Raw genomic sequence first — 16,481 nt, 5'->3', positions numbered from 1 at the left:
CTGCCCTCTGGGAGGCAGCCCTCCTCTTCTCTCGACGCCGCACGCCGATGCGCGGTCGTCGTTACGCTCCGCGTGATGAAGGGGAATCCGTGAACGCGACTATTTTCTTCCAGTGGATCGGCTCGCTCCCGCCGATCCTGCAGGCGGTCGCCGTCGTCATCGCTTTCGCGGTGGTCGTGGCGCTCATCCTGTTCCTCGTGGACATCGCTCCACGCAGGGGAGCGCTCTACACCGGCATCCGGCTGGCGATGTGCCTGCTCATCCCGTTCGCCGTGATGTGGTTCTTCAACTCCTACTACTGGGCGATGGGAGTGGCGGTCGCGGTCGGGGCGCTGTTCTTCTGGCTCGACTATCGATCACGCGACGGCGCCGGCTATCTGATCCAGCTCGTCGCCTTCATGGCACCAGCCATCCTGCTGCTGCTGGTCGGTCTGATCCTGCCGTCCATCCAGACGATGTACTCGTCGTTCCTGAACTCGTCGGGGAAGGACTTCGTCGGGTTCGCCAACTACCTGTGGATCTTCACGCAGTCCGATGGCATCACCTCGGTCGTCAACACGATCATCTGGGTGCTGCTCGTCCCGACCGTGTCGACCATCGTCGGTCTCGCCTACGCGGTGTTCATCGACCGCACCCGCGGCGAGAAGATCTATAAGGTCCTCGTGTTCATGCCCATGGCGATCTCCTTCGTCGGGGCTGGCATCATCTGGCGGTTCATGTACGAGTACCGCGGCCCCCAGTTCGAGCAGATCGGTCTGCTCAACCAGATCATGGTGTGGTTCGGCGGTGAGCCGCAGCAGTGGCTGCTGAACGAGCCGTGGAACACGCTGTTCCTGATCGTGGTGCTCATCTGGGTGCAGACCGGTTTCGCCATGGTGCTGCTGTCCGCGTCGATCAAGGGCGTGCCGCAGGAACTGCTCGAAGCGGCGGAGCTCGACGGTGCGAATGCCTGGGAGCGCTTCATCTCGGTGACGATCCCCTCCATCCGCCCCGCACTGATCGTGGTGCTGACGACGATCTCGATCGCCTCGCTGAAGGTGTTCGACATCGTCAGGACGATGACCGCCGGCAACTACGGCACCTCGGTGCTCGCGAACGAGATGTACACCCAGTTCTCGAAGTTCGAGGCCGGACGCAGTGCCGCGCTCTCCGTGATCCTGTTCATCCTGGTGCTGCCGATCGTCATCTACAACGCACGCCAGATCAAGAAGCAGCGGGAGATCCGATGACCGACACCGTGAAGTCCGAAACCGCTGTCAGCACCCGCGCCATCACGACCGGAGGCGGCATCGAAGGCTCCGCGGGACGCGCTCGCAAGAAGCTGTCGCGCCCCTGGGCGTCCGTCGCCTCCATCGTGATCGCGGTGCTCTGGACGATCCCGACGCTCGGGCTGTTCATCTCCTCGTTCCGGCCGCGCGATCAGATCCAGTCGAGCGGATGGTGGACGTTCTTCGCCGATCCGCAGGTGACGATCGAGAACTATGTCGACGTGCTGCAGTCCGGCACGACGCAGCTCACGATCCTCGAGTCGTTCGTCAACTCGATCGCGATCACGATCCCGGCCACGCTCGTACCGCTGATGATCGCCTCGATGGCGGCCTACGCCTTCGCGTGGATCGACTTCAAGGGCCGCAACGCGCTGTTCATCTTCGTGTTCGCCCTGCAGATCGTGCCGATCCAGATGGCCCTGGTGCCGCTGCTGAGTTCGTTCTCGCGAGGGATCAATCTCTTCGGCCTCCAGGTGACGCAGCCGCTCGGCGCGTCGGACGGCTACGCGCAGGTGTGGATCGCGCACACCATGTTCGCGCTGCCGCTGGCGATCTACCTGCTGCACAACTTCATGTCGGAGATCCCGGGGGAGATCATCGAGGCGGCCCGCGTTGACGGTGCGTCCCGCGGCCAGATCTTCTTCCGCGTGGTGCTGCCGCTGACGATGCCGGCGATCGCATCCGTCGCGATCTTCCAGTTCCTGTGGGTCTGGAACGACCTGCTCGTCGGACTGGTGTTCGCCGATGGAGCTGCCGCGCCGATCACGAAGCTGCTGGCCGAGATCACCGGAACCAGAGGAAACGACTGGTATCTGCTCACGGCGGGCGCCTTCGTGTCGATCATCGTGCCGCTGATCGTGTTCTTCGCTCTGCAGCGCTACTTCGTCCGCGGCCTGCTGGCCGGATCGACGAAGGGCTGACCTTCGAGAGACACCGGGGGCCTTTCGAGAGGACGGATGCCGCGGTCGGGTGCAACACAGCCCCGGTCGCGGCATCCGCGCGTCTACCCTGAAGTCATGAAGTACGCAGACTCGATCGTCGACCTCGTCGGCGACACGCCCCTCGTGAAGCTGAATCGCGTCACCGAGGGTGTGGCGTGCACAGTGCTCGTGAAGCTGGAGTATCTGAACCCCGGCGGGTCGTCGAAGGATCGCATCGCCGCGCGGATCATCGATGCCGCGGAGGCGTCGGGCGACCTGAAGCCCGGGGGCACGATCGTCGAAGCGACCAGCGGCAACACCGGAGTGGGGTTGGCGCTCGTCGCTCAGCAGCGCGGCTACAGCTGCGTCTTCGTGCTGCCGGACAAGGTCGGCGAGGACAAGATCGACGTGTTGCGGGCCTACGGCGCCGAGATCGTCGTGACGCCGACCTCGGTGGCCCCCGACAGTCCCGAGTCGTACTACAGCGTGAGCGACCGGCTCGCGCGCGAGATCCCCGGTGCCTTCAAGCCCAACCAGTACGAGAACCCGAACGGCCCGCGTAGCCACTACGAGACGACGGGGCCGGAGATCTGGCGCGACACCGACGGCGAGGTCACGCACTTCGTCGCCGGCGTCGGTACCGGTGGCACGATCACGGGCACGGGTCGCTACCTGCGTGAAGTCTCTGACGGACGGGTGCGCATCGTCGGAGTCGACCCCGAGGGGAGCGTCTACAGCGGCGGGACCGGTCGTCCGTACTTGGTGGAGGGCGTGGGCGAGGACATCTGGCCCGGTGCCTACGATCCGACCGTGCCGCACGAGATCGTCGCGGTCGGAGACGCAGAGGCCTTCGCCATGACGCGGCGGCTTGCCCGCGAGGAGGGCATCCTCGTCGGCGGATCGAGCGGCATGGCCGTGGTCGGTGCGCTGCGCGTCGCGCGGGATCTGCCCGCGGATGCCGTGATGGTGGTGCTGCTCCCCGACGGCGGGCGCGGCTACCTGGGCAAGATCTTCAACGACGGATGGATGCGCTCCTACGGCTTCAGCGAGCTGGAGGAGGGAGAGACCGTCGCCGACGTGCTCGCCGCTCGTCCGTCGCGACAGGGCGCGGGCATCCCCGACCTGGTTCACGCCCATCCCACCGACACCGTGCTCGAGGCCATCGGGATGATGACCGAGTACGACGTCTCGCAGCTGGTCGTGCTGAGCGCCGAGCCGCCCGTGATGATGGGCGAGGTGGTCGGCACCGTCGACGAGAAGGGGCTGCTCGACCTGCTGTTCCGTGGTGAGGCGAACGCGACGGACGCCGTGGGGGCGCACGTGGGGGAGAGGCTGCCGCTCGTCGGCATCCACGCTCCCGTCGCTCAGGCCAAGGCAGCGCTCGCCGATGCCGACGCGCTGCTGGTGACCGAAGACGGCAAGCCGCACACGGTGCTGACGCGTCAGGATCTGCTCGCCTATCTGTCGCGCTGAGGATGTCGGGATATCGGCCGACCCGGGGCGTAACCGGACGGCCGTCCGTGCGAGCGCGGACGTAGGCTGAGGAGCATGTCCGATCACGCCTTCGCCACCCGAGCCATCCACGCAGGACAAGCGCCAGACCCCGTCACGGGCGCGATCATCCCGCCGATCTATCAGTCCTCCACGCACGTGCAGGACAGCGTCGGGGGCCTGCGCTCAGGGTACGAGTACAACCGTGCGGGGAACCCCACACGTTCTTCGCTCGAGACGCAGCTCGCGGCTCTCGAGGGAGGTACGAGCGCGCTGTCCTTCGCCTCGGGGCTCGCGGCGGAGGACGCGCTGCTGCGCGGGATCCTGAAGCCGGGAGACCACGTCCTGCTCGGCAACGACGTCTACGGCGGAACGTACCGGCTCCTCACCCGGGTGCTGGCGCCCTGGGGTATCGAGACGACGACGGTCGAGCTCGCAGACATCGACGCGCTCCGAGCCGCCATCCGCCCCGAGACGAAGATCGTCTGGCTGGAGACGCCGAGCAACCCGCTCCTGAAGATCGTCGACATCGCGCAGATCGCCGAGATCGCGCATGCGGCGGGTCTCACGGTCGTCGTCGACAACACCTTCGCCTCGCCGGCGCTGCAGCAGCCGCTCGCGCTCGGCGCCGACCTGGTCGTGCACTCCACGACCAAGTACCTCGGCGGCCACTCGGACGTGCTCGGCGGTGCGGTCGTGTTCGCGGACGATCGGTTCTTCGAGCAGGTGAAGTTCCAGCAGTTCGCGGTCGGCGCGGTCTCCGCACCGCTGGATGCCTGGCTGACGACCCGCGGCATCAAGACGCTCGCGCTGCGGATGCGCCAGCACTCCGAGAACGCTCAGGCCATCGCCGAGTGGGCGCAGGCCCGCCCGGAGTTCGCCCAGGTGTACTTCCCCGGTCTCGCCTCTCACCCCGGCCACGACATCGCGGCGAAGCAGATGAGCGCCTTCGGTGGGATGCTGTCGTTCGGTCTCGCGGCCGGCGCCGACGCGGCGCGCGCCTTCGTCGAGAGCACCTCGGTGTTCCAGCTCGCAGAGTCGCTCGGCGGTGTCGAGTCGCTCATCGGATACCCGCCGGACATGACGCACGCGTCCGTACGAGGTACCGAGCTCGCCGTCCCGGAGAACATCGTGCGGCTCTCGGTGGGCATCGAAGACGTGGGCGACCTGATCGCCGACCTCGAGCAGGGACTCGACCGCATCTCGCGCTGATCGAGGCGCCTTCTGAGACGCACCTCCGCGGATCCGCGGGGGTGCGTTCTCCGTTCTCGTCCGTGTGGAAGCGGGCCGGGCGGCGGTAACATGGGGGCTTCCCCTGATCGAATCGATTCGACCATTGCATCCCCTGAACTCTGGAAGGACGTCGTGTCCGACGCTCCCCGCACTGATTCCCTCCCCGTCGTGAAGGCGGAGGATTCCGCCGATGACGCACCGAAGATCTCGCCGCCGGAACGCACCGCGACGGGAAGCATCCGCATCCCGACCGCGACCGGCGCCATCCGCACCCTCGGCGCGAACCCCGCGACCGCGCCGATCATGCTGCACCCGGGCGATGCCATCTCCCTCGGCCGTCGCACGCTGTACATCATCCTGCTCGGCGCGCTCACGGCCCTCGGCCCGTTCACGATCGACCTCTACCTTCCCGCCTTCCCGGTTCTGGAGCAGGACTTCCAGACCACGGCAGCCGCCATCCAGCTGACCCTGACCGGAACGATGATCGGCTTCGCGCTCGGTCAACTGGTGGTCGGTCCGCTCAGCGACAAGGTCGGGCGCCGTGTGCCGCTCATCGCGGTGACCGCTCTGCACGTGCTGGCCAGTGTGGGCGCAGCCTTCGCCCCGGATCTCGCGCTGCTCAGCGTGGCACGCGTGCTCATGGGTATCGGCGCTGCGGCCGGAGGAGTCGTGGCCATGGCGATCGTGCGCGACCTCTTCGGCGGGCGTCGACTCGTCGTCATGCTCTCGCGCCTCGCCCTGGTCTCCGGTGTGGCTCCGGTCATCGCGCCGCTCATCGGCTCCTGGCTCCTCACGCTCATGCCGTGGCGCGGCATCTTCGGGGTGCTCGCGGCCTACGGCATCGTGATGCTGCTGTCGACGATCCTGTTCATCCCGGAGACCCTTCCCGTCGCGCGGCGTCAGGACCGTGGCGGTGCCACCATGCTGCAGCGGTACCGTTCGGTGCTGTCCGATCGGGTGTTCCTGGGCGTGCTCGTGATCGGCGGAATGACGTTCTCCGGTCTGTTCTCGTACCTGTCGGCATCGCCCTTCCTGTTCCAGGTGACGCACGGGCTCGACGCGCAGCAGTACGGTCTGCTGTTCGCGGTGAACTCGCTCGGCGTCGTCGTCGGAGTCCAGACCGCGTCACGTCTGGCCGCGCGCTTCGGGCCGCAGTGGGTCATGGCCTACTCCACCGCCGTGCTGCTCATCGCCGGAACGGCCATCATCGTCACCGACCAGCTCGGTCTCGGGCTGTGGGGTACGGTCATCCCGCTGTTCGTCTTCATGACGGCCTGCGGATTCACGTTCCCCAACGTGCAGGTCCTCGCGCTCGACCGTCATGGGAAGGCCGCAGGGACCGCCGCATCGATCATCGGTGCGACCAACTTCGGTGTCGCCGGGCTCATCTCGCCGGTCGTGGGCTGGCTCTCGCATGACGCGGGTATCACCGCGACCACCATGGCCTCCGTCATGGTCGGCTGCGCCGCGATCGGCATCCTGTCGCTCTGGTTCGTGGTGCGCCCGCGCACGGTCGGGATGCTCGCTCCCTGAGCGTTCAGGCATCGTCCGACAGAATGGGACGATGAACAGGCGGATGCTGCTGTGGTGGGGAGTGGGCCTCCTCGCGCTCGCGACGATTCTCGGCGCCGTGGTGGTGTTCGCCTACCCGCAGACGCCGGGCTTCGACAACTGGTGGAACGACACCATCGCGGGAGCGAGGGCCGACTGGATGGTCGACTTCGCCCTCGTCCTGAACTGGGTCGGCGGGGGATGGGTCGCGATCTTTGGGGTGCCCTTGCTGGTGATCTTGGCGCTCGTGCTGGCGCGTCGGTGGCGCAGTGCGCTGTTCGCCGCACTGTGTTTCGCCGCGAGCGCCGCCGGTGTGCAGGTGCTCAAGCAGCTGTTCGGCCGCGCTCGGCCGGACGACATGCTGGTGGTGAGCGACTACGGTTCCTTCCCCTCAGGGCATACCGCGAACGCCGCGACCATCGCCCTCGTGCTCTGGGTACTGTTCCCGCGGGTCTGGGTGGCGATCGTCGGTGCGGCGTGGATACTCGCAATGGCGCTCTCGCGCACCTTCCTGTCGGTGCACTGGGCCAGCGACACCCTCGGCGGCGCTCTGGTCGGTGCCGGCGTCGTGCTGGTGCTCGCCGCCTGGCTGCTTCCGTGGGTGCAGCAGAAGGGGAAGCCGGCGGTCGAGGCGCCGATAGGCTGAGAGGCCCCGTTCCCTCCAGAGGAGTCGTCTTGTCTCGCATCCGTCCGTACCGCCCCACCGATCGTGCCGCGCTGTACGAGATCTGCGTGAAGACGGCCGATGCCGGAGCGGATGCCACCGGCGTCCTCTCCGACGACTCGCTGTGGGGCGACCTGTTCGCCGTGCCCTACGCCGAGCGTCATCCGGACCTCGCGTGGGTGGTCGAGAGCGACGACGAGCGGACGATCGGCTACATCGTGGCGACCGACGACACCGACGACTTCTACACGTGGTTCCGAGAGGAGTGGTGGCCCGCCCTCGAGGCCCGCTACCCGCGACCGGCCGAGATCGTCACCCGCGAGGACAGGATGATCGACTACGGCTACAGCCGCGCGGCCGGCATCGAGCCGAACGTCGTCGACCACCCCGCCCACCTGCACATCGATCTGCTTCCGGAGACCCAGGGGCAGGGACTCGGGCGCCTACTCATCGAGACGCTGTTCGCCGAGCTGACCCGACGCGGAGTGCGCGGCCTGCACCTCGGCATCGACCCGGACAACACGGGCGCAGCCGCCTTCTACGAACGCCTCGGCATGACGCGACTGCCGGCGGAACCGGGCGGACAGATCTACGGCGTGCGCTTCGACGGCTGAGCGGAGGACCGCGCCCGACACGAACGAGAAAAGCCTCCGCTGGCGCGGAGGCTTTTCTCGTTTTCGGCGGTGACGGCGGGACTCCGGTGCTCGCTGCGCTCGCGCCTCCCCGAATCCCCAGCGCTCGATGAATACGAGAAAAGCCCCCGCTGGCGCGGAGGCTTTTCTCGTTTTCGGCGGTGACGGCGGGATTCGAACCCGCGGTTGCTTGCACAACACACGCTTTCCAAGCGTGCTCCTTCGGCCGCTCGGACACGTCACCAAGGAACAACCTGTCCATCCTATCCGATGCGGGGAGGGCTGCGTGACAGGGCGGGAGTCCGCGCGCGAACGTCCATCGATGTGAAATATTGCACGTCACCCGTCACGTGTATAGCCTCATGTGAGGACGTATCGTCTTCGATCGCGATACGACGTTTCTCTGGGGGAAGCATGCAGGCGAGTTCGACGATGACGAGACGCAGCCACCGCACCGTGACGGCTTTCGAGCAATACGTGAGCGGACGGCGTGCTCTCGGCGATGGGGCGGTGTTCTTCCTCGAGACGGCGACGCATCTGGCCGATGTGCTCCGGGAGGCGGGGCGGAACGACGTCGTGTTCACGCCGTCGCGTTCGACCTCCTTCGCGCAGGAGAACGTCATGGAGTACGGCGGTCGTTTCCGCGAGCCGGGTGACCGACTGGTGCTCGACGCTCATCACGTCGTCGAACTGCAGGAGTACGTCGCCGCGCCGTTCCTCTCGATCGTCTCGCCCACCGTCATCCGTCAGGGAAGCGCCGAAGGGCTTGCTGCCTTCCTCAGCGATGCCGACACGGCCAGAGACGACGGGATCTTCGTCGGCCAGCTGCTGAGCCCCATGGCGACTCTGGAATCCCGCGCGTCGTTCCTCGCCAGCGCTGCGTGCGGTGGCGGCCTCGTCCGCGTGCACGTGACGGCGGACGGAGAGTATCGCGACGGCCCGGACGGAGCGCTACTCGGCCAGGTGGGCGACGCGAGAGCGGAAGTGCGGGTCGCCGCCGACGGAGTCGGCGGACGCGGAAGGCCGTTCGCCCGCATCATGGATCCTCGCGTGCTCGATGCCGACCTCGACGACCGTCCGTGGTTCGGGCGCTACCTGGCAGCGCTCGAGGCGCTGCGGGATTGGCGCGGGAGCCGTGGCCGTCCGACCATCTCCGGCTTCGGGGGACACCTCATCAGAGCCCTGGACGAGAGTGCGGCGTTTCCCGTCGTCGTGTCGGCCGACGCTCCTCTGCTCATGACGGACGACGGAGAGGAGTATGTCCTGGTCGATCCGCATCGCCGCATACATCTCCGACTCGGAATCGATGCTGCGCGGGCAACCGAATGCCTGCTGGCCACCGGAGACGAGTCATCAGCGACAGGGTTGCTGGCCTTCGAACTCGGCGTGCGGCCGACGGGCATCGCGCCGCTGATACACAGACTCGGCGACCAGCTGCGCGATGCGGGGATCGATCTCGGCGCGAGTCGGCGGGCCGCCTCCTGATGCCCGGGCAGAACGCGACGGATCCGCACCTCCTCGGAGCGCGAGCATTCCGGGAGTGGATCACCGGAGAGCGGGAGCATCACTCACGGATCTTCTTCGTGGAGCGCGGTGCTGAGACGGATGCCGTCCGCCACGTGGCGGGCAGCGACGACCTGGTCCTGCTGCCCGAGGGCACCCCGTCGTGGGAGGGCGTCGCCGGCGTCGGCAGGTACGACGGCGCCGTGAGTGAGCCCGGGGACGAGGTGTTCTTCGGTGAGCGCGGCGTCGAGCTCCAGGACTACGTCGCCGCGGCGTTCATCCAGATCATCGGGCCCACGGCGGTCCGATTCTTCGATGCCTCCAGCTGGCAGGCCTTCATCGACGACGCGGAACTCGCTCGGGACACCGGGGTGTTCCCGACGGCGTTGATCGATCCGCGCGTGCTGTTGGCCGATCGACACACGCTGTCAGCGCCCGACGGCTTCGATGTCCCGAGCGCGTTGCGCATCGGTGACGACGGATCGGTCAGAGCGGGCGTGCAGGGCGAGGTGCTCGGAGAGGTCGGCGACCTGCCTGCGATCCTCGCCACCCCGTTGCCGCGCGCGGCCTCCCTGTCCGGCATCGCGCCGAGGGAGCGGATCGCCGGCGACCTCGGAGCTCACGAGTGGATCGGGCGCTACCTCCGGGCCACCGACCTCATCAAGATGCTCGGGCTCGGGAACGGGACGGCGCGGATCTCGGGCTTCGGCTGGCTGCTCGTCGACGACGACCTCGCCGACGCCGAGCCCCGCTCATCGGACCCCTTCCTCCTCGACACCCCGGAAGGCTTCGTGCTCGCGGACACGACGACTCTGCGTCGTCAGCTGCTCTCACCGCAGACGGCCCGCGTCGTGGCCCTCGTCCAGACCTCGAGCACACCCGACCGCGCGACGGAACGCGTGGCCCGCGCGCTCGGCATTCCGGACGACCACGCCAGAGTGCTGTGCCGCGAGGCGGTCATCGCGCTGGGGATCCACGGCGGCAGACCTGTCTCCGGCCGCCTTACAGAGGAGACGCCACGATGACCGCACCGCACGCCCTGTGGACGTCGATGCTCCCCGCGGACACGACCTTCGCGCCGGATCGCGTCGCCGTCGGCGCCACCGGACACCGGATCGCGTTCGCCGACGGCTCCACGCGCCTGTGCGCCACGAGCGGCCTCTGGAACGTGCCGCTCGGTTTCGGGAACCCGGCCATCGGCGAGGCCGTCGCCAGGGTCACGCATGACGCGTCGTACCTGTCGCTGTTCCGGGCGCCGCATCGCTACGCCGAAGACGCGGCGGATGCCCTCATCGAGCTCGCCGGTCCTGGCCGGTACGACCGGGTCGTCTTCTCCACCTCGGGTGGTGCGGCGAACGACGCGGCCATGAAGCTCGCACGGCAGTACTGGGCGCAGACCGGCTCGGCGGCTCGGTCGCTGGTCGTGGGGTTGAAGGGCAGCTATCACGGCACCATGTACGGCAGCCACGTCCTCAGCGGGGACGACCTGCTGCAGTCCGTCTACGGCGTCGACCGTCGCGCGGTCCGCCACGTCTCCCACGCCGACGACGGCGAGGAGCTGGCCGCGCTGTTGCAGCGGGAAGGCACCAGAGTGGCCTCGGTCGTCGTGGAGCCCGTGCTCGGCAGCGGCGCATATGCGCTGTCCTGTGCGTTCGTCGAGCGCCTTCTCGCGCTGCGCGAACAGTACGGATTCCTGATCGTCGCGGACGAGGTCGCGACGGGATTCGGGCGCACCGGGATCATGTTCGCCACCGACAGGTGGGCCGCGCCGCCCGACGTGCTCATCCTCTCGAAAGCGCTGACGAACGGCGTGATGGGCGCCGCCGCCCTCCTGATCGGTCCGCGTATCGCCACGGCATTCATCCGAGGCGGGTGGACGTTCGTCCACGGTGAGACGCAGGCCGGAACCCCGGCGTGTGCCGCGGCCATCGTCGCGGTGATCGAGGAACTGCGGCGCATCGACGTGGAGACCGTCACCCAGGCGCTCGCGACCGAGGTGCAGGACCTGGCCGCGCGGCTGAAAGCGGACGACGTGGTGACCGAGATCACCGGGAGCGGATGCTTCCTCGGTCTGGGTCTGCGACACCCCGACGAGACGGCGCTGTCCGGCCCGGAGGTGCTGGAGGTCGTCTCGGCCATCGCCCGCTGCGGTGTGCTGGTGCAGCCGGGCCCGAGCTCCATCGAGCTGATACCCGCGTACGGATTCGACGCGGCGGAGCTCCGCGAGACCGAGACCGCGGTGCGAGCGGGGCTCGCCCACACGCGGGGTGCAGCGGCATGATCACGGACTTCTCGGCGCGTGTGCCCACGCTGTGGCACGGAGACGGGAGCGCATCGCGCACGATCACGCGCCTCACCGCCGGACACGACACTCTCGTGATCGCGGACGCGGCCGTCCCGTCGTCGCACCTGGCCGGATGCGCGGCGCAGCGGATCGACGTCGACGCGCAGCGGGCGGACGTGACGACCGTGCGGGAGATCGCGCGGCAGATCATCCGCCGTCCGCCGCGGAGGGTCGTGGCCGTCGGGGGCGGGAGCGTTCTCGATGCGAGCAAGATCGCCGCGCTCGTGCTCGTGTCTCGACGGATGTTCGACTACGCCATCGGCCACGCATCGCGATCGGCCCTCACCGTACTGCCCGATGCGGCGCCGGCTGTCGACCTCCTGGCCGTGCCGACCACGCTCGGCACCTCGTCGGAGACGAACTGCGTGGCCGTTCTCGAGAACGACCAGGGCTACCGTCTCATCGTCGGCCGTGCTCTGCGACCGCGGCATGCCGTGCTCGATCCGCGCCAGCTGAGTTCCCTCCCCTCCGCGGCGGTGACCGAGGGGGCGCTGGAGGCGTTCCTCCGTGTCGCCGGTGCCTCGACGAGTCCTCGGCGAACGGACAGAGCGCGCAGAGACGCCAGCGTCCTCGGCAGGGCCCTCCTCGCGGCGGCGTCGCACGACACCGTCTCGACTACGGGACGATCGCGTCTGGCACGTCTCAGCGCCGCCACGCAGCGCACATCGGCGCTGCGTGGGGGCGATCCCTTCAGCGCGCGGCACTGGTACCTCGCGAACGAGGTGGCGTTCCGACTGGGCGTTCGCAAGATGGTCGCCACGGCGGCGGTCTGCGGCGCCGTCTGGCGCCGCATCGGCGCCGGGGACTCACGATGGGGCGATGCGCGCAGCCTGGAGCGCTTCTGGACCGAGGTCGCCGGCGTGATCGACCTGCCCGTCGATCCCACCACCGGCATCGAGGCACTCGTCGAGCGATGGCGGATCCCGCTTCCGTCACGCCCCGCGGCCCATGAGATGCGCCACATCGCACTCACCACGGAGCGCGCATGGGGAAACCGACAGCCGATGCTCCCCGGCCTGGTCGAAGGCGACTTCCACGACGTGCTCCGCGAATCCCGCTGGAGCAGCCACGCGGTCGGTGCAGGTGACCGACCGTCGATGTTCGAGCCGAAGGAGGTGAAGTGAATGAAGGAGAACACGCAGAAGACGATCCAGTTCCAGGAGCTGGACGCGATGGAGGCGCCGAGCTGGGACAGCTTCTATCAGGGCGTGATCGGTGCTCTGGTCCTCATCGGGATCGGCGCGGCCGCTGCCACCTGACGCGATCCCGACGAGGTGGTCGACATCGAAAGGAGGAAACATGCAAGCCGCAATGCCGACGCTCGAATTCACAGAGCTCGAAGCCATGGACGCGCTGAACGACACCGATGACTACATGCGGGGATTCGCCGTGGGCGTCATCATCGGAATTCTCGCTCTGACCTAGACAGCTGCCGAACGGACCAATCGAAGGAGGTGCACTGTGCAGACGACGTCGCTGGAGTTCTCGGAACTCGAACAGATCGACGCGCCCACCGAATGGTGGGAGCACGCGAGCTACATCATCGCCATCATCGGCGGGGCGGCAGCCATCGCGACCTGACCGGAGTGCGGGCGGGTCCTCTCGCCCGCACTTCCCCTCCGATCCCAGAGAGGCCATGAACCGAATGCCAGACCTGATCACCGACACCGTGTCGGCACTGCTCGACGCCGCCGATGCCGTGGCGCAGCCGCTCGACCTGTACACCGGGGCGGGGACGGACTTCTACGAGCGGCTCGTCGGCCCTGATCGCGTGGAGGTCCGCGAGGTGCTGGGGCTCGCGAGAGTCACCGCCGACCCCGTGCTCGACATCGCGGCGGGGAGCGGGCGACTGACGATCCCGCTGCTGAGATCCGGCAAGCAGGTGACCGCGATCGACACCTCGCGAGACATGCTCTCGCACCTCCGCCGTGCGATGCCCGACCACCCGAGGCTCGACTGCATCGTCGCGGACATGCGCGATTTCCACCTCGGACGCCGCTACGGGCTCATCGTGCTCGGAGCCACATCCGTGACCCTGCTCGACCGCGAGGATCGATCGCTGCTGTTCGCGCGCGTGCATGAGCACCTCACCCCGGACGGGGTCTTCGCCCTGACCGTCGCGGGTGGCGCCGCCGCGGAGAGCCTGGCGTCGGCGAGAGACGAGGAGATCACGGTCCCCGGACCCGCCGGAACGGACACCTATCTCTTCTCGCAGCAGATCGAGGAAGGCGGCGCCGTCCGCGTGGTCAACTGGGTTCGAGCGTCCGACATCGACGCCGGTGCATCGGTGCCCGTGCTCACCAGCCGCTTGCACGTACTCGGTCACGAGGTCCTGTCGAGCGAACTCGTCGAGGCGGGATTCGCCGCGCCCGATGTCGCTCCCGTCCGTTCGCCGGGGGGAACGGACATCCTCCTGCTCACGACATCGCGAGGTCGCTCCCCGGGAGGCACGGGATGACGGCGGTTCTTCGGAAGCTCTCCCGTAGGAGGGCATCCCCGGCGACGGAGCCGCTGGGAGCCGACACCTGCCCGCTGCTGGCCCACGGTGTCGTCTTCGAGAGCACGGGCGAGGACGCGGCGTGGATCGCCGTCGTCGACGGGGTGCCATCGTCGAGGGTGTCGCCCGCGGTCATCGAACTGCTGACGGCGATGGTCGGCGGGACCACGGTGCAGGCCCTGCACCGACGGTTCGCCGCGTCGGAATCGCCGGAGAGCTTTCTGCGACTGGTCGGACGGTTCCGGGACAACGGACTGCTCGAGGGCGGTGCGAAGCGCGCACCCGGGCGCATCAGCTACCGGCCGCCGTTCACCCTGCAATTCGCGACCCTTCGCGCGCCCACCCTCTTCGCACGTCTCGACGGCGCAGTCTTCCGCCCGTCCTCTCGCGTGCTTGTGGCATCTGTGGCCGTGCTCTTCTGTGCCGGGTTGGTGGCCGCGATCCTGCAGGCCGGCGACCTGCGAGACGTCCTCACCCGGCCGTTGCCGCTGGGTGCGGTGCTGACGCTGATCGTCCTGCTCTCGCTCATCACCCTGCTCCACGAGGGTGCTCACGGGCTCACCCTCACCAGGTTCGGCGGCAGTCCCCGACGAGCCGGGTTCATGATCTTCTATCTCACACCCGCGTTCTTCGTCGACGTCACGGACGGATGGCGTCTCGCCGACCGACGACACCGCGTGGCCGTCGCGCTCGCAGGTCCGGCGGTGCACGGCGTCGTGGCGGCGGCCGCGGTGCTGCTCGCGCTCGCCGCGCCCCGGTCCACAGTCAGAGACGTGCTGCTGCTTCTGGCCACGTCCTGCGTCGTCATCGTGCTCGTGAACCTCATCCCGTTCGTGCGATTCGACGGCTACATCGCCCTGATGAACGCCCTCGACACGCCGAACCTCCGTGGCAGGACCATCAGCGACGGTGCGAACGCGCTGAGCCGCCGGCTGTTCGGCGGAGCGCCGGTGAACCGGAGCGTGCAGACGTGGTGGAGCGTGCCGTTCGGTCTCGCGAGCCTGCTCGCCCCGGTCGTGATGGTCGTGCTCGTGGTGACCAGGACGGTGCACGCGTTCGCCGACGGGGGACCGGTGCTCGGTCTGTTCGTGGTCGCGCTCGAAGCCGTCGTCGTCCTGGTGGGCTGCGGCCTGCTGGTGCGCGCGCTCTCCCGCGTGCTGCGCTCCGGTGTCTCCCGAGTCCGCTTCGTCGGAGTGTGTGTCGCCCTGGCTGCGGCGGTCGTGATCACCGGCACGCTGCTGCCCGTTCCCGCCACGGCGACGTTCGGGTTCGTCGCCGACGACGGTCGGGTGAGCCTCGTCCAGGGAGGCGAAAGGACCGCGGTCGAGGTGCCCGACGGCGCCCGCGTGCTGTTGAGCAGTCGCGGCATCCTCATGAACGAACCGCTGGGGGTGGGCAGTGTCCGCCCCCAGCCGCCGCAACCGATCACGGTTCCCGTGGACGCCCTGTTCCCCGTCAGGGCCGAGGGACTGACTGTTCCCGCCGTGGTCGTCGGGACCGTCGACGTGGAGATGCCGGAGCGGAGACTCCCGTCGACCGGCCAGGCCCGTATCGACCTCGGAACGACCAACGTGTGGCAGATGATCTGGACGCGGGGTGTGATGGCGCCGCTGTCGCCCCTGTGGGCAGAAGAGGAGGAGAGGCAATGAAGACGAACCAGCCTGCGATCGAGGTGCGAGCGCTCACCAAGAGGTTCGGGCATCGGGCGGCGGTCGAGGACCTGTCGTTCGCCGTGCCGCGCGGTTCGATCGTCGGTCTGCTCGGGCCGAACGGCGCGGGCAAATCGACGACCCTGCGGGCCATCGTCGGTCTGCTCAGGCCCACGAGCGGCGACTGTCTGATCGACGGGGAGCCTTTCGCGGCGCTGCGCGATCCGGCGTCGCGCGTCGGAGTGCATATGGACGGCTTCGGGTTCGAACCGGGCATCACCGCGCGGCGGCATCTGGAGATCTGCCGACTCGCAGCCGGAGCGCCCCGCCGACGCGTGGACGAGGTGCTCGAAGAGGTCGGGCTCGCGGATGATGCCCGTCGTCGGGTGAAGGCCTTCTCGACGGGCATGACGCAGCGACTCGGGCTGGCGGCCGCGCTGATCGGCTCTCCACGCACCCTCATCCTCGACGAGCCGGCGAACGGCCTCGATCCCGACGGCATCCGCTGGCTCCGCCGCTTCCTCCGTGACTTCGTCGCGCGGGGAGGGACGGTCCTGGTCTCCAGCCATCAGCTCCCGGAACTCGAACAGGTCGTCGACCAGGTCGTGGTCATCAAGCGTCGCGCGCTCTTCGCCGGCCCGCTCAGCGAGCTCGTGGCGGGAGACGTCGACTCGCTCGAGAGCAGGTATTTCGATCTCGTCGAGGGAGCATCGGCATGAGGGGTGTCAT

At 68.3% G+C, this 16,481-nt stretch carries 17 protein-coding genes and 1 tRNA gene; 17 read left to right on the top strand and 1 reads right to left on the bottom strand.

Annotated features, from left to right (window positions below; translation table 11 throughout):
* Positions 1-89 precede the first annotated feature (89 nt).
* The 7 genes from ABRP18_RS13660 (at position 90) to ABRP18_RS13630 (ending at position 7,741) form a co-directional block, all read left to right on the top strand.
* Positions 90-1,229, top strand: a complete 1,140-nt coding sequence (locus tag ABRP18_RS13660; RefSeq protein WP_197073161.1) for a carbohydrate ABC transporter permease — start codon at positions 90-92, stop codon at positions 1,227-1,229.
* Positions 1,226-2,188, top strand: coding sequence for a carbohydrate ABC transporter permease (locus ABRP18_RS13655; RefSeq protein WP_046747883.1), 963 nt, complete (start codon positions 1,226-1,228; stop codon positions 2,186-2,188). The genes ABRP18_RS13660 and ABRP18_RS13655 overlap by 4 nt, the downstream gene beginning before the upstream one ends.
* A 96-nt stretch (positions 2,189-2,284) precedes the next feature.
* Positions 2,285-3,661, top strand: coding sequence for a cystathionine beta-synthase (locus ABRP18_RS13650; RefSeq protein ID WP_046747884.1), 1,377 nt, complete (start codon positions 2,285-2,287; stop codon positions 3,659-3,661).
* Between the two features lie 75 nt (positions 3,662-3,736).
* Positions 3,737-4,891, top strand: coding sequence for a cystathionine gamma-synthase (locus ABRP18_RS13645; protein ID WP_058632117.1), 1,155 nt, complete (start codon positions 3,737-3,739; stop codon positions 4,889-4,891).
* Positions 4,892-5,044: 153 nt separating this feature from the next.
* Complete coding sequence (locus tag ABRP18_RS13640) at positions 5,045-6,445, top strand: multidrug effflux MFS transporter (RefSeq protein WP_171011033.1); 1,401 nt, start codon at positions 5,045-5,047, stop codon at positions 6,443-6,445.
* 31 nt (positions 6,446-6,476) lie between these two features.
* Positions 6,477-7,109, top strand: coding sequence for a phosphatase PAP2 family protein (locus tag ABRP18_RS13635; protein ID WP_349884835.1), 633 nt, complete (start codon positions 6,477-6,479; stop codon positions 7,107-7,109).
* A 29-nt stretch (positions 7,110-7,138) separates the two neighbouring features.
* A complete protein-coding gene (locus ABRP18_RS13630; protein ID WP_349884834.1) occupies positions 7,139-7,741 on the top strand; it encodes a GNAT family N-acetyltransferase in 603 nt (200 codons plus the stop codon).
* A gap of 177 nt (positions 7,742-7,918) precedes the next feature.
* On the opposite strand, the gene ABRP18_RS13625 is transcribed toward ABRP18_RS13630, so the two are convergent.
* A tRNA-Ser gene (locus tag ABRP18_RS13625) sits at positions 7,919-8,003 on the bottom strand.
* Positions 8,004-8,191: 188 nt separating this feature from the next.
* Here ABRP18_RS13625 and mpaB (ABRP18_RS13620) point away from each other — a divergent pair.
* Genes mpaB (ABRP18_RS13620) through ABRP18_RS13575 form a run of 10 tightly spaced genes read left to right on the top strand, consistent with a single transcriptional unit; the run spans position 8,192 to position 16,471 of the window.
* A complete protein-coding gene (gene mpaB / locus ABRP18_RS13620; RefSeq protein ID WP_349884833.1) occupies positions 8,192-9,244 on the top strand; it encodes a daptide biosynthesis RiPP recognition protein in 1,053 nt (350 codons plus the stop codon).
* Entirely contained in the window at positions 9,244-10,287 is a 1,044-nt protein-coding gene (gene mpaB / locus ABRP18_RS13615; protein WP_349884832.1) for a daptide biosynthesis RiPP recognition protein, read from the top strand. The genes mpaB (ABRP18_RS13620) and mpaB (ABRP18_RS13615) overlap by 1 nt, the downstream gene beginning before the upstream one ends.
* Positions 10,284-11,543, top strand: a complete 1,260-nt coding sequence (gene mpaD / locus ABRP18_RS13610) for a daptide-type RiPP biosynthesis aminotransferase (protein ID WP_349884831.1) — start codon at positions 10,284-10,286, stop codon at positions 11,541-11,543. Before mpaB (ABRP18_RS13615) ends, mpaD begins: the two co-directional genes overlap by 4 nt.
* A complete protein-coding gene (mpaC, locus tag ABRP18_RS13605) occupies positions 11,540-12,730 on the top strand; it encodes a daptide-type RiPP biosynthesis dehydogenase (protein ID WP_349884830.1) in 1,191 nt (396 codons plus the stop codon). Before mpaD ends, mpaC begins: the two co-directional genes overlap by 4 nt.
* Positions 12,731-12,865 carry an MpaA1 family daptide-type RiPP gene (gene mpaA1, locus ABRP18_RS13600; RefSeq protein ID WP_257021926.1) on the top strand — a complete coding sequence of 45 codons (135 nt, stop codon included), beginning with the start codon at positions 12,731-12,733 and terminating at the stop codon, positions 12,863-12,865.
* Between the two features lie 40 nt (positions 12,866-12,905).
* Positions 12,906-13,031, top strand: a complete 126-nt coding sequence (gene mpaA2 / locus ABRP18_RS13595) for an MpaA2 family daptide-type RiPP (RefSeq protein ID WP_257021928.1) — start codon at positions 12,906-12,908, stop codon at positions 13,029-13,031.
* A 36-nt stretch (positions 13,032-13,067) separates the two neighbouring features.
* On the top strand, positions 13,068-13,187 hold the full coding sequence (gene mpaA3 / locus ABRP18_RS13590) for an MpaA3 family daptide-type RiPP (RefSeq protein ID WP_307723493.1): 120 nt from the start codon (positions 13,068-13,070) through the stop codon (positions 13,185-13,187).
* A 55-nt stretch (positions 13,188-13,242) separates the two neighbouring features.
* Positions 13,243-14,064 carry a daptide-type RiPP biosynthesis methyltransferase gene (gene mpaM, locus ABRP18_RS13585; RefSeq protein ID WP_349884829.1) on the top strand — a complete coding sequence of 274 codons (822 nt, stop codon included), beginning with the start codon at positions 13,243-13,245 and terminating at the stop codon, positions 14,062-14,064.
* On the top strand, positions 14,061-15,752 hold the full coding sequence (gene mpaP / locus ABRP18_RS13580; RefSeq protein ID WP_349884828.1) for a daptide biosynthesis intramembrane metalloprotease: 1,692 nt from the start codon (positions 14,061-14,063) through the stop codon (positions 15,750-15,752). The genes mpaM and mpaP overlap by 4 nt, the downstream gene beginning before the upstream one ends.
* A complete protein-coding gene (locus ABRP18_RS13575; protein ID WP_349884827.1) occupies positions 15,749-16,471 on the top strand; it encodes an ATP-binding cassette domain-containing protein in 723 nt (240 codons plus the stop codon). The genes mpaP and ABRP18_RS13575 overlap by 4 nt, the downstream gene beginning before the upstream one ends.
* Positions 16,472-16,481: the final 10 nt, after the last annotated feature.

It is taken from the genome of Microbacterium sp. WHRI 7836, assembly GCF_040223885.2.
In the GTDB taxonomy this organism is placed as follows: Bacteria; Actinomycetota; Actinomycetes; order Actinomycetales; family Microbacteriaceae; genus Microbacterium; species Microbacterium oxydans.
The sequence above is the reverse complement of the archived record's forward strand: the minus strand, read 5'-3'. Positions and strand labels throughout refer to the sequence as shown.

Coding starts and splice junctions, on each gene's coding strand:
- ABRP18_RS13655 (WP_046747883.1), top strand. CDS start 1,226: ATGACCGACACCGTGAAGTCCGAAACCGCTGTCAGCACCCGCGCCATC.
- ABRP18_RS13650 (WP_046747884.1), top strand. CDS start 2,285: ATGAAGTACGCAGACTCGATCGTCGACCTCGTCGGCGACACGCCCCTC.
- ABRP18_RS13645 (WP_058632117.1), top strand. CDS start 3,737: ATGTCCGATCACGCCTTCGCCACCCGAGCCATCCACGCAGGACAAGCG.
- ABRP18_RS13635 (WP_349884835.1), top strand. CDS start 6,477: ATGAACAGGCGGATGCTGCTGTGGTGGGGAGTGGGCCTCCTCGCGCTC.
- mpaB (WP_349884833.1), top strand. CDS start 8,192: ATGACGAGACGCAGCCACCGCACCGTGACGGCTTTCGAGCAATACGTG.
- mpaB (WP_349884832.1), top strand. CDS start 9,244: ATGCCCGGGCAGAACGCGACGGATCCGCACCTCCTCGGAGCGCGAGCA.
- mpaD (WP_349884831.1), top strand. CDS start 10,284: ATGACCGCACCGCACGCCCTGTGGACGTCGATGCTCCCCGCGGACACG.
- mpaC (WP_349884830.1), top strand. CDS start 11,540: ATGATCACGGACTTCTCGGCGCGTGTGCCCACGCTGTGGCACGGAGAC.
- mpaA1 (WP_257021926.1), top strand. CDS start 12,731: ATGAAGGAGAACACGCAGAAGACGATCCAGTTCCAGGAGCTGGACGCG.
- mpaA2 (WP_257021928.1), top strand. CDS start 12,906: ATGCAAGCCGCAATGCCGACGCTCGAATTCACAGAGCTCGAAGCCATG.
- mpaM (WP_349884829.1), top strand. CDS start 13,243: ATGAACCGAATGCCAGACCTGATCACCGACACCGTGTCGGCACTGCTC.
- mpaP (WP_349884828.1), top strand. CDS start 14,061: ATGACGGCGGTTCTTCGGAAGCTCTCCCGTAGGAGGGCATCCCCGGCG.
- ABRP18_RS13575 (WP_349884827.1), top strand. CDS start 15,749: ATGAAGACGAACCAGCCTGCGATCGAGGTGCGAGCGCTCACCAAGAGG.